Source organism: Aliidiomarina iranensis, from assembly GCF_003987135.1.
Lineage (GTDB): Bacteria > Pseudomonadota > Gammaproteobacteria > Enterobacterales > Alteromonadaceae > Aliidiomarina > Aliidiomarina iranensis.
This window is the reverse complement of sequence record NZ_PIPJ01000002.1, coordinates 37,370-49,988: the sequence shown is the minus strand read 5'-3', so window position 1 is coordinate 49,988 and position 12,619 is coordinate 37,370. Positions and strand designations below refer to the sequence as shown.

Below are 12,619 nucleotides of genomic sequence, written 5' to 3'. Positions count from 1 at the left end.
ATATTAAACTTTTAGTTTCAATCCCCATTGATCACGCGCTTCTCGAGCTAAGGGTTCCTGAAATTCTGGCGCCGCTACCTTAATTAACTCCCCGGCTCTCTCATTCATACTTCGCCCACGCAAGTTGGCTACACCATACTCAGTAACAATATAATGCACATGCGCTCGAGTAGTTACTACACCCGCTCCGGGGCTAAGCATGGAACTAATGCGAGAAACACGGCCCCCTTTTGCGGTTGCGGGCAATGCAATGACCGAGCGCCCGCCCTCGGATAAGCTCGCCCCACGAACAAAATCCATCTGCCCACCAACCCCGGAGTAAATCGAAGTGCCGAGAGAATCAGCACATACCTGGCCACTCAAATCTACTTGTAATGCACTATTGATCGCCATCACTTGTTTATTTTGGCGAATAACTGAGGTGTCGTTAGTGTATTCAACGTCTAAAAACGCAACTTCGGGATTATCATCAACAAAATCGTAGAGCGCTTGGCTGCCCATGGCGAAGGTGGTTACTATTCGCCCTCGGTGCTTGCGCTTACGTGAATTGTTAATCACACCCGATCGCACTAAGGGCAAAATGCCATCGGAGAACATTTCAGTGTGAATACCTAAATCTTTTCGATCGCCCAAACAGGCTAACGTAGCATCCGGAATACCGCCGATACCCATTTGCAAACAATCACCATCACCAATTAAGCTCGCCACATTCCGACCGATCTGTTGGGTAACTGCATCTTGTTCAGGTTGTTTGTGCTGGGGCAATTCAGCACTAGCCTCAAAGTAGCGGCTAAAACGGCTTAGATGCACGAATGAATCACCGTGAGTGCGCGGCATTTTGGGGTTTATCCATGCAATTACTTTATCCGCCATTTGCAATGCAGCCCGAGTCGCTTCTACAGAAATTCCTAAGCTACAATAGCCATGTGCATCGGGAGGCGATACCTGCACTAACACGGCATCTAACGGTTGCTCTTTCGAGCGAAAGAGCTTTGGGATCTCGGATAAAAACATAGGAACATAATCAGCGAGCCCATGATTTACCGCTGAACGTGTTGCCGCACCAACAAAGAATGCACGTTGCCGCAGATGGCCCTGTAAATCAGGGTTACAAAGCGCCCCACTGCGTTCGGTGTGTAATTGCAAAAGCGTTAGATTTTTCCGTTCAAAGGCCACCTCAGCAAGGGCATTTAGCAACAGAAAGGGTGTTGCTGCCATTGATTGGCACCAAATCACATCATTGTTCTTGACAATACTTACAGCTTCTTTAGCGGTATTCACGCGCATAGCCAGCTCCTTGTTATTAATGTTTCGTGTCTGCTTTTCAGCGATAGCTCAAATTTTGTAGGGGCTGGCTACAGGGATTTATTTAGATATCTGCATATCAAAATCCTAACGGAATTCCAAAACTAAAGAATCCTACCAACAACGCAATCCAAACCAACATGAAAGCAATCGAATATGGCAGCATCATGGCGATCATCTCGCCGAATGTAAGCTGCGGATTATATTTGCGCATAAAAGCCAGAATAATACCGGCGTAACTCATCATGGGAGTGATAATATTCGTAGCAGAATCGGCTACGCGGAAAGCAGCAGCAACCAAATCGGGTGTCATGGCTGGGTTCACCATGTAAAGCATGGGAATAAATATTGGCCCGAGTAGCATCCATTTCGAAGTTAATCCGCCCACAAATAAATTGATAATCGCAGTTACGATCACAAAGCCAATCAGCAGCAATACCGGGAAACTTTGTAACCCCATACCCGTGAGCGCGTTTGCGCCTAAAAACGTAATATAGGCGCCCAAACCACTGTAGCTCAGTACTCCCAAAAAGTTATAACAGAAGAAAGTGAGCACCAATATATAACCCATTGTATCCATCTGCTTCACCATGGCCTTTACTACATCCATCATAGATTTAAATTTGCCGCTCGCCACGCCAAAAGCAATACCAATCGCTGCGAACACAAAGGTAATTAGGAGAATAATGTTGTTTAAAAATGGCGTTACTTCCACACCAGCTTCGTTGGTGTACGGAGCCAAAGGCCCAACCGCCAAGCCATATACGGCCGCCAATGCGGCAAGTAGTGCGATACCCGAAGCTCGCAGCCCACGTTTTTCTTCCGGAGTTACATCAAAATCGGAAATGCGTAATTCTTCCGGTATCGTAAACTCTTTTTGTTCTAGGCGCGGTCCAACAAATTTAAGAGTTACCCAAGCGCCCACTATTGCTAGCACAAAGGTGGAAACCAAAATAAAGTAATAGTGCATGGTGGCTGGTGTAAGCGTTTCACCGGCTGCGTTAACAAAAGGAATGCCTTGGGCTTCTGCGAAAATTCGCGCATTTTCACCGATAATGACATCAATGGGCGTTGCCGGAATTAAATTGGCACTAAAGCCAGCAGAAACCCCGGCAAAAGCGGCTGCCATGCCAATTAAAGGGTTTTTCCCCAAACCGGCGTAAAGCAAGCCGGCTAAGGGTATTAATATAAGGTAGCCCGCATCAGTAGCTATGGAGCTCATAATGCCAATGAAAACCAAGAATAATGGTAAGAACTTTACCGGTAACCCGCGGCTCACTTTCTTCAAAACCGCAGCAAATAATCCTGAATGTTCCGCAATACCAACCCCTAGCATCACAATCAAAATAACACCGAGAACGCCACCGCCAAATCCCAGCCAATTCGCGAGCAAGGCGTTATCGAATAGCCAAACTACATTTTCTCGCGCCAGCATATTGCGAATTTCATGCACTACTGGAGCGCCACCGGCACCGTAGGTTTCAAAGGTTAAACCACCAATCAGGGCTGTGAGAATGAGCGCGCCAACAAGAAAGTAAATAAAAATAATTACTGGATCGGGAATGCGCTTCCCTACGCGTTCAATAAAGGCGATAAAGCCGGTAGGATTGGTTTCAGAAGAATTACTCACAGCAGCCTCTTTTTAATGCTGGAAGGGTTAAAGGATACCGAATCCTAAAATAATTTGCGCATGGGTACAAGCACACTCAAATGGACAATTGCCGGCCATGCGAATAAGCACCCCCACGCAAGCAATATCCGCCATGCAGGCGTAAAAAGTGCCAAAGAATGCTACCAACCCACTTTAGTTAATTCTTCTTCTAACCATTTGTGTAATTGCTGGGGCGGCATGGCGCCAGAAACACGAGCTAACTCCTGGTCATGATGGAAAATAGCAACAGTAGGAATACTGCGAATATTGTAACGCTGGCCCAAAACAGTTTCATTTTGGGTATTAGCTTTTACAAACCGAGCGCGCTCAGCAAAAGGTGCCGCAACCATTTCAAAAATAGGGCCAAACTGCTTGCATGGGCCACACCACGGAGCCCAAAAATCAACAACTACGGGCATATCGCTGCTCATATGGGCTTTTAGGTTATTCAACGTTAAATCAAACGGCACACCGGTAATTAATTTTTCTTTACATGCACCGCAATGGGGGTGATTTGATAACCGCGCTCGGCCAAATTTATTACGCTGGTTACATACCGGGCAAGCCACCAGAACTGAATCACTCATTTTCTTTCAAACCTCTTCTATTTATTAGCCTATGCGCTCCAGATACTCCAAATTACCCCAAATGCTATGGCTACAGTTAAAAGGAACAGGTAAAAGAGCGCAGTTAAATTAAACTTGATAAAAGTTACGAAAAACGATTGCCGATAGAAGCGTTTTTGCGCCATAAACAAGTACACAGGCAACCAAAACCACAGCCCTTTTAAGAGAAACGAAAATGGCGAGGTTAACCAACCGCTCACATTATTTTCTATTAACAATGAATGAATCAGGTTCACACCGAGAATAATCAATAATGTGATAAGCATGAACGCGTGCGTGTGTAAGGCTAGCACCACATGCTCGATATAATAACGCTTGCTGCCGAGATACAAAACTTTCAAAAAGAAAGCGAAGATGGGTAGCATGATCAACATCATTTGCGGAGCCACCGTAAAAAACTTATCTACAAGTATTTTTGGCCGCTCTACCAATACTTTTAGCTTTTCATTGAGTTCAGCGTTTTGCTCATCACTTAAAAGCCAAAGGAATACAGCTTCATTATTTGTGTATTCTTCCGAAGATTGTTTGAATGAAGTGAGATCTTGCTCTTCTGAATAGCCGCTAATTTCCCTCTGATCCTCTTGTTTTGCTGCGAGCTCAGGCAAAATATTAGTATCGGCATTAGTTGCCTCAGCTATCTCTTGCGGCGTTCCAGCGTTGCCATTGATAGCTAGGCCACTACCCAGTTGCGAAAAGAAAATAAAAGCAACGATGGAAATAAATAGATACAAGCGTAGTGGCGGAACATAGGGAACCCTTCGGCCGCGCACATACTCATTCGAAAGGAATGCTGGGCGTAAAAAAAGTGGAATAAGCGTACGCCATACGCGGCCATCCCAATTACCCATTTCACCGAAAAATTCGGTAATTAAACTACCTATTCCGCGCACGTAGTGAGTATCTTCTTGGCCACAATGATGGCAAAAAGGGCCTTTTAACGCATTACCACAGCTCAAACAGGAGGAAGGATTCTCATCACAAGGAGCGTTGTTCGCCGATTCACTCATGCTAACGTTTCTTTTTCTCTTCATTACGGAAGAACCAAATTAAATATCCCGCGATAATGGCAATGAAAGCCACAGGAATAAATACGAGCATTAAAACCGGCAACAACGACATTCATTTACTCCAGAAATTTATTATTTATCCGTGATTCATTATCACTTAACTTTGGCTGCAACCAACGCTCTGCGAACTCGTTAGCAGGAACAGGTTTCCCACGTAAAAAACCCTGCATACAAAAACAGCCAAGAGCCTTAAGCGTAGCCTCTTGCTCAGGTGTTTCCACACCCTCAGCTACAGTATCTAAACCTAGCGCCTCCGCCATAGCAATGATGGTAGTAACAATCGCATGTTGATGATTCCCAGGATACATTTTTTGAATAAAAGTACGGTCAATTTTCAATACCGAAATTGGAAACTGCGTAAGATAAGACAACGAGGAATAGCCCGTACCAAAATCATCAACAGCGATACCAATCCCGCTATCCTGCAAGCGTTGTAGCTGCTTCATCCCATGTTGCGGATTCTGCATCATAATACTTTCGGTTAATTCAAGAGCAAACACGCCTTTTGGCAAATCAGAGGTTTTCTCAATCAAATAATTAGCCATGTATGGGTCTTCAAATTGCAATGCTGAAATATTCACACTCAATGTGCCTGCAAAGCCATCATAGTGTGTGAGCCAATCTTGCAACTGTGTAATTGCTTCACGCACCACCCAATTCCCCAACGAATAAATCAAGCCGCGCTCTTCCGCCAGTTGAATAAATTGCATGGGAGGAACATTTCCTAATTCTTCGTCATGCCAACGACAAAGCGCCTCCGCACCGCATAGTTTACCGGTACGAACATCAAATTGTGGTTGATAATACAAACTTAGCTTTTCTTCGTTAATGGCTAGTTTCAAACGCTCCAACATTTGTTGTTCATCGAGCAACTGTTGGCTCATGGACGAATCATAAATTCGGCTATGGGAAGCAATATGCCGAGCGTGATTTAGGGCAATACTGGCCCGCTGCAATAATGTGCTAACTTCCGGGGTGGTGGAAGGATAATGCGCGGCACCAATTCGAACCTCAACACCAAATAATCGCTCACCGGTATCTAGGGGTTCTGAAAATGCTAATTTCACTCGCTCAATGGCTTCGGGTAGTTCATTTTCAGCCGTGCACGGCATTAAAATACCAAATTCATCACTACTGAAACGAGCAATAAAATCTTGCTCGCTCAATGTGTTTGATAATCGCTCGGCAACAGCAGCCAAAAGTAAATCACCCACGTAATGACTGTGAGCATCGTTTATTTCTTTAAACCGGCGAATATTCACCACTAATAAACATAAGCCTTCACCTTTTTCATCGGCGTGTTTTTTCTCACGATCGATGCGATGCATAAACGCAGTACGATTTGCGATACCTGTAACGGGGTCGGTAAACGCCAGTTCATGCATTCGGCTCTCGTTACTGCGCCGATGCAACTCAGCAGCCACTTGAGCGCCGGAAATTCGTAATACCTCCAAGCATAGATCTGCATCTAAAAACGGTTTATCCGCCATGATTGCGATTAAGCCATACTTATCGCCTTGGCGATCTAGCAACGGATAGCCCATGTAGCTATCAACCTGCAAATCAACTAACATTTGATCATCAGGAAAATCATGAGCTGCGTTGGTTACGTAATGGCAGGCGGTTTGTGAAGAAACCTGTTCACATGGAGTACCAGAAAGTGAATACTCAACGCCCGCAATATGCTGGCCATTCGAAAAAAATGAATGGGCATACGCCATCTGAGTTTCGCCATCAACACGCGAGATAACAACATGTTGAACAGAAAGGATTTCGGCTAGACGTTGGCTTAGTATATCAAAAAAATCTGTGTCTTCGCTGAATGTGAATACATCGGCGAGCGCCCGAAAAACCGCGTTCTTATCTGAATCGCTTATCATTGCGTACTCTCATCTAACACTGCTCGGTTTCGACCTGCGCCCTTGGCACTATAAAGAGCTGCATCAGCACGCATATATAAGCCTTGAATACTTTCGTTTTTTCTTGCTTCTGCCACACCTAAGCTAATGGTTAACTTCCCGGTTGGATAATGACCCGCAGCAATCACTTTTCTGAGGCGTTCAGCGAATTTAAGTGCCTGCTTACCCGATTGCTGTGGCAACACAACAGCAAATTCTTCTCCACCAATCCGAGCAAGATACTCACAATGCCGCATGTTTTCAGATAAGTTTTCACTAATAGAAATCAGCGTTTGATCACCCATATCGTGACCATGGCTATCATTGATTGATTTGAAGTGATCAATATCAATAAGCACTAACGAAACCGGTTCATCGTTGGTATTAAAATTTTCTAACTCGCGCTCTAAAGTGTTCTGGAAATATCGCCGGTTATGCAATCCAGTGAGCGAATCTGTACTTGCCAGCGCTTCTAATTCTTGATTTTTTTCCGTTAATAATTGCTGTAGTTGCGCAAGCTCCGCATAGGCTTCTTTCGATTTGGCCGTCGCGGCTTCAGCCACTTTTCTTGCTTCCATTAATTCCTGTTCAAATTGCTGCCGTTTCGCCATGGGTAACATCACAAATACATCGCAATAATCGGTTCGCACCGCATTCAACACCACCGATATCAATTGATTCTCTTTTGATTTTAAATGCAGAAACATTTCTTCAATGTGGCCTTTATTGGCTAACGCGGGCTGTATGTGAGTAAGATAGAAAATGCGCGCAGCCCCAGAGAGAATATCGGAAATATGCTGGCCTTTCAGAATGCCAGTGGGAGCAATCCAGCGATTTAGCTCGGAATTTACATCCAAAATGAGCCCAGATGGCGCCATATATAGCACGCCAGCAGGTAACTGATTAATGTCACCAACGATCGCATCGTTTTGGCTCATAACGTTTATCCTATATCGATTCTATCGATTTAATTCCTTTTCAATTTCCATAGCCACCAGTTTGGGTTCACTTACATGCGGGTAGTGGCCGGTAACCGGTATTTGTATCGCTTTGCAATGTTCTAAGTGCTCGATTTGGAATTCGATAGCACTCTCCGGAACCACCATATCAGCGGTGCCATAGAAAAGCACCACAGGCACTTTAACCTCTGGCAAACGTTCTCGAATATCACACAGGAAGGTTGCTCGAGCAAAGCTTTTTAATATAGTTGGATCAGTGGCCCTGAAACTAGCGGCTAAATCCGCTGCCAGCTCCGGGCGATCATCTTGATTCATCGCTTTCGGTGCCAGAAAACCAGCCCACTCATAAAAATTGTGCTCCATCATCGCAAACAATTGCTGAATATCCGCTTCTTCAAAGCCACCATAGTAATCATTTGTAGGATCATTTAAGTAGCAAGCAGAAGGGCTGAATGCGATAACTTTTTTTACTTTTTCTGGCAAGGCCAGTGATACTAAATAACCAATAGCACCACTAATCGAGTGCCCTACGTATGAGAATTCCTCTAGATGTAGGGCTTCAACGACTTCTATAATATCCTGCGCATAACCATGGATATTTGCGTAGCGGCTCTCAATGAAATGAGATTTATCAGATTTGCCGGCCCCCACATAATCAAAGAGTACAATGGTATACTCGCCTTGCAATGCAGCTATTGCCGGTTCCCAAATCCGCTGATCACACCCAAAACCATGGGCAAACAAAAGTACTTCACTACCGCTACCTAACACGCTGATATTGTTTCTTTTTATGATGTCAGTTCGTTGGCTCATTTATGCTCCAGTATTCGATAGCTAGCTCTTCATCATAGCTAATCATGCGCGAATAGCGAGAAATTAATGCGGTTGGCTAGAGCTAATCATTAACTGGTTAGGCTTGCATTTTTTGCTCACAAAACCTAGCTAAGTCATCGATAGCCATTGGCAACGCCAGTAAATATCCTTGGTAGAATTCACAATCCTGTGTTTTTAAAAACGTAAGTTGCTCTTCGGTTTCTACCCCTTCCGCCACTACCTGCAGCTGCAGCTCTTGGGCAACAGCTAGCATAGCACGGGTGATGCCTTCGTATTTTTTACCTTCGCCAACATCACAAACGAAACTGCGGTCAATTTTCAAGATATCAATTGGCAGCTCTTGCAGATACCTTAAACTTGAATAGCCGGTACCGAAATCATCAATGGCGATACGAAAACCTTGTTTGTGGAGCTCATTGAGAATGCTCGAAGCATTTGTTAGATCGCTCACAAGCACATTTTCTGTAACCTCTAAAACTATTTGCCGAGCTTCTATTTGGTATTCTGCTAACAATCCTTTGATATCATCAGCAAAGCGATTTCTACTCAGCTGCAAGGGCGATAAATTAACCGACACCGTAGGGATATCCATAGCCTGTAGCTGGAGCATGTCTTGGCATACTTGCTCAATAACCCATCGCCCCATGGGAATTATCTGCCCAGTGTGTTCAGCTAAGGTGATAAATTCGTAAGGAGAGATAACCCCTTGCACTGGATGATTCCAACGAATCAGGGCTTCCACACTACAAATCTTTTGGTTTTGATCGAAGATGGGTTGATACACTAATGAAAACTGCTTACATTTCAGCGCTTCTTGAATCTCATGGCGCATCAGAACATGGCGTTCAACCTTATCGTTAATATCTTGCGTAAACCATTCGAAGTTATTATTACCGCGGCGTTTAGCTTTATACATTGCCATGTCGGCTCGTTGAATAAGCAACCTTGGATCATCCAAATCCTCATCACTTAAAGCTAAACCGATGCTCGCAGTGAGCGTAAGTTCCTTGTTTCCAACCTTATAAGGTTCAGCAATTTCAAATAAAAATCGCTCAGCAATTTCATTGATATCCGATTCCGTGCCCGCATTTGGTAAAACCACCACAAATTCGTCACCGCCAAACCGCGCAAGCGTATCACCATCTCGGATGGTGTTTTGTATCCGTTCTGCCACCGCACACAAGAGTGCATCGCCCACACTATGGCCCATTGAATCGTTTACAGGTTTGAAACCATCGAGATCGATAAACATCACTGCAAGATTGCGTTGGTAACGCCGGCTAAACCGAAAAGCTTGTTCTAATCTATCTTCGAGCAGCGAACGATTCGGTAACCGCGTAAGCGGATCGTGAGTGGCGTGCCACGCCACTTGTTCTTCCTGTTCTTTGCGTGCGGTAACATCATTCTGAATACCGATGTAGTGCGTTAACTCGCCCTTTTGATCACGCACGGGGGCCAGATATAAATCATTCCAAAACGCGGTACCATCTTTACGATAGTTACGAATAGTAGTTTGCACATCACGCTCTTTCTTTAAACCATTTCTAATCTGCTCAAGCGCTCGTTTATCACTTCCCTCTCCTTGCAAAACCTTGCAGGTTTTTCCAAGTATTTCAGAAGCTGTGTAGCCGGTAATTTTCTGAAATGCAGGATTTACATACACCAGTGGGTAGCCGGGCTTTCTCCCATCGGCGATTACAATTCCGTTTACACTGGCCTCCACACTGCGCTGCAAAATCTGAAGTTGGCCTTGATCACGCAACCGTTGCGTAATATTCGTGGCAATACCATGAATACCCGTAATTTTACCACTCACAACAATGGGCATATTCGTGATATCCACATCAAGCGTTTCACCAGCTTGATTAAATATCTGTATTTCGTAGCGTTGTGCTTCGCCGTTTAAAGCAGCAACAAAATGCTCATGCGTACGTTCAAGATCTTGTGCTCTTACTACCTTGGAATAATGTTGGCCGATGATCGCAGTTTCACTCAGGCCGAGAAGGCGTAGCCCTGCCTCATTCATTTGTAAAAATTTACCATTTTCATCAAGCGTAAACACGGTTTCAGGGTTGTATGTATGTAAAGAACGATAGTGCTCTTCACTCTCCATTCTTCTGTTTTTTTCTAGGTGCTGGGCATAAATAAGCCCCACAAGATCTCGAGTTTGTTCAATTAACCGCAAATCTCTATTACTCGGGTTCTTTCGCTTATCGAAGTATAGTGCGAAGGTACCGACCACTTCCTGATCAATATTAAAGAACGGAAAACTCCAGCAGGCCCGGAGGTTATGTTTTTCGATTACCTCAATAAAATCAGTGAAGCGCGCATCCACCATCATGTCGGCAACAATAACCGATTCTCCAGTTGCGGCCGCCGTACCACATGCACCAACACCATCACGGATGTTTAATTCACGTAAGGGTTCAATGATTGATATCGGTAGCTTCTCATTTTCAACTACGCGCAACACATTGGCCTTAAAATCACGAATCATCACAGTGCACAGTGAACTTGCGATTTGTTGCTCTATTAGCTTACACACAGTATTAAGTTTTTTTACTAGTGAGGCGTCTTGCGCTACCAACGCGAGTAAAGCCTGTTCATTTTCGAGCAGCATGTTTTGCTTACGATTACGCACAAACAACCACGCGGTAGCGACTACTAAACCGATCACGGCGGAGAGTAAGATACTGAGTTGCACTTTTTCTTGCATTTATATTGCCTGAACAATCTTACGTTAAACTTTTAAGATACTCATATAATCCGGAATATCAACGTTATAGGTAGTATTTGCAGAAAGAAAATCACGAAAAGTTTCTAACGTATCCGGCTCGCCATGAACGAGCTGGATATTCGTATTACTTGCTAGCTTTGAAACCTTTAACCAATTGGCCAGTTCCTGATAATCACCATGGGCAGAAAGGCCATCTAAGGAACAGATTCGAGCTTTAATGGGCAACCATTCTCCATGCACCTTAATGTGCTGCACGCCTTGCGTCATCTTCGCACCCCGAGTACCGCCCGCTTGATATCCGCTAAATAACACTGTGCTACGATGATCGCCAAGCCAATGTTTAAAGTGATGCAAAATTCGCCCACCTGTTGCCATGCCGGAACCAGCAATAATAATATGCGGCCCCTTCTGTTCACCAATAGCCTTAGAATCTTCAATACTTTTAGTATATTCGATTACTTGCTCAGAGCGTGCACACTGTTCCGCAGTAAGGCGGTGATATTCATTATGTCGACGATAAATATCGGATACGCGAATTGCCATTGGGCTATCGAGATACACGGGTAAACGTGGAATTTGCTTACTATCCATTAAGCTCACAATCAAATGTTGAATAAGTTGTGCTCTACCCACAGCAAAACTAGGAATCAGCAGCACCCCACCCGCTTTCGCAGTTGAGTTTATAACATCAGCCATTTCTTGCATTACATCAGTGTTCTCGTGCAGCCGATTACCGTAAGTTGATTCCAACAGCAACACATCTACCGGAGGCATAGGATCCGGCGGCAGCATAAGCAAATCGTTACTGCGGCCAACATCACCGGAAAAACCAATTCGTTTGCCATCGGCCTCCACAACTACACTGGCGGCGCCTAAAATATGCCCCACGGGGTTTAATTCAATACTAATATCACCGATTTCGAACCGGCTCTTAAATGTTACCGGTCGGCAAAGTTTGTGGGCTTTGTTCGCTTCTTCTTCAGTATATAAAGGCTCGGGTTTCTCGTGTTTGCTAAGCTTGTGTTTCCCGAGATACTTGGCATCTTCCTCTTGGATACGCCCAGAATCAGCCCAAAGCACGGCGCAAAGATCAACCGTTGCCTGATGCGCGTATACGGGCCCGCGATAGCCATGTTTATAGAGAACCGGTACATAGCCGGAATGATCAAGATGAGCGTGAGTGAGCACAACGGCATCCACGTTGGCAATATCTAAGGGTAAAGGTTGCCAGTTCCGCCGGCGCAACCATTTGTAGCCTTGGAACAAACCACAATCAATCAGAATTCGAGTAGTATCCGTTTCTACTAAATATTTAGAACCGGTAACCGTTTCAGTACCACCTAAAAAAACAACCCGCATCACGTTATCCTTTTGCTTAACTTAGTATGATCACTATAGCCTTAAACAAGTGATTTATATTGTTTTTGAACAATATAACTGTAATAAGCACGCAAATTCGCGCACAACAAGCCTAATCATCCCTGCTGTGTAGATCAATCATTGTGGAAGCCGCAAAAAAAAGCCCCCAAGAACTGAGTTAAC

9 protein-coding genes are annotated in these 12,619 nt (G+C 44.5%); all 9 read right to left on the bottom strand.

The window, feature by feature from the left end:
• Positions 1 to 3: 3 nt before the first annotated feature.
• The 9 genes from CWE08_RS03375 to CWE08_RS03335 all read right to left on the bottom strand — a co-directional run bounded on the left by CWE08_RS03375 (position 4) and on the right by CWE08_RS03335 (position 12,436).
• Positions 4 to 1,287, bottom strand: a complete 1,284-nt coding sequence (locus CWE08_RS03375; protein WP_126765644.1) for an acetyl-CoA hydrolase/transferase family protein — start codon at positions 1,285 to 1,287, stop codon at positions 4 to 6.
• A gap of 97 nt (positions 1,288 to 1,384) precedes the next feature.
• Entirely contained in the window at positions 1,385 to 2,935 is a 1,551-nt protein-coding gene (locus CWE08_RS03370) for an AbgT family transporter (RefSeq protein ID WP_126765642.1), read from the bottom strand.
• A 161-nt stretch (positions 2,936 to 3,096) separates the two neighbouring features.
• Positions 3,097 to 3,543, bottom strand: coding sequence for a thioredoxin TrxC (trxC, locus tag CWE08_RS03365; RefSeq protein ID WP_126765640.1), 447 nt, complete (start codon positions 3,541 to 3,543; stop codon positions 3,097 to 3,099).
• A gap of 29 nt (positions 3,544 to 3,572) precedes the next feature.
• Positions 3,573 to 4,589, bottom strand: a complete 1,017-nt coding sequence (locus CWE08_RS03360; protein WP_157981219.1) for a DUF3667 domain-containing protein — start codon at positions 4,587 to 4,589, stop codon at positions 3,573 to 3,575.
• Between the two features lie 116 nt (positions 4,590 to 4,705).
• Positions 4,706 to 6,529: a putative bifunctional diguanylate cyclase/phosphodiesterase gene (locus CWE08_RS03355; protein WP_126765637.1), complete on the bottom strand. Its 1,824-nt coding sequence runs from the start codon at positions 6,527 to 6,529 to the stop codon at positions 4,706 to 4,708.
• The gene (locus CWE08_RS03350; protein WP_126765635.1) at positions 6,526 to 7,485 is read right to left on the bottom strand and encodes a GGDEF domain-containing protein; all 960 of its coding nucleotides are present in this window, start codon (positions 7,483 to 7,485) and stop codon (positions 6,526 to 6,528) included. The genes CWE08_RS03355 and CWE08_RS03350 overlap by 4 nt, the downstream gene beginning before the upstream one ends.
• A gap of 21 nt (positions 7,486 to 7,506) precedes the next feature.
• Positions 7,507 to 8,319, bottom strand: a complete 813-nt coding sequence (locus CWE08_RS03345; RefSeq protein WP_126765633.1) for an alpha/beta fold hydrolase — start codon at positions 8,317 to 8,319, stop codon at positions 7,507 to 7,509.
• A 97-nt stretch (positions 8,320 to 8,416) separates the two neighbouring features.
• Positions 8,417 to 11,056: a sensor domain-containing phosphodiesterase gene (locus tag CWE08_RS03340; protein ID WP_126765631.1), complete on the bottom strand. Its 2,640-nt coding sequence runs from the start codon at positions 11,054 to 11,056 to the stop codon at positions 8,417 to 8,419.
• A 24-nt stretch (positions 11,057 to 11,080) separates the two neighbouring features.
• The gene (locus CWE08_RS03335) at positions 11,081 to 12,436 is read right to left on the bottom strand and encodes an MBL fold metallo-hydrolase (protein ID WP_126766518.1); all 1,356 of its coding nucleotides are present in this window, start codon (positions 12,434 to 12,436) and stop codon (positions 11,081 to 11,083) included.
• Positions 12,437 to 12,619 lie beyond the last annotated feature (183 nt).

Bases quoted from the DNA above. Each gene is read 5' to 3' on its own strand.
- CWE08_RS03375 (WP_126765644.1), bottom strand. From the start codon at position 1,287: ATGCGCGTGAATACCGCTAAAGAAGCTGTAAGTATTGTCAAGAACAAT.
- trxC (WP_126765640.1), bottom strand. From the start codon at position 3,543: ATGAGTGATTCAGTTCTGGTGGCTTGCCCGGTATGTAACCAGCGTAAT.
- CWE08_RS03360 (WP_157981219.1), bottom strand. From the start codon at position 4,589: ATGAGTGAATCGGCGAACAACGCTCCTTGTGATGAGAATCCTTCCTCC.
- CWE08_RS03355 (WP_126765637.1), bottom strand. From the start codon at position 6,529: ATGATAAGCGATTCAGATAAGAACGCGGTTTTTCGGGCGCTCGCCGAT.
- CWE08_RS03350 (WP_126765635.1), bottom strand. From the start codon at position 7,485: ATGAGCCAAAACGATGCGATCGTTGGTGACATTAATCAGTTACCTGCT.
- CWE08_RS03345 (WP_126765633.1), bottom strand. From the start codon at position 8,319: ATGAGCCAACGAACTGACATCATAAAAAGAAACAATATCAGCGTGTTA.
- CWE08_RS03340 (WP_126765631.1), bottom strand. From the start codon at position 11,056: ATGCAAGAAAAAGTGCAACTCAGTATCTTACTCTCCGCCGTGATCGGT.
- CWE08_RS03335 (WP_126766518.1), bottom strand. From the start codon at position 12,436: ATGCGGGTTGTTTTTTTAGGTGGTACTGAAACGGTTACCGGTTCTAAA.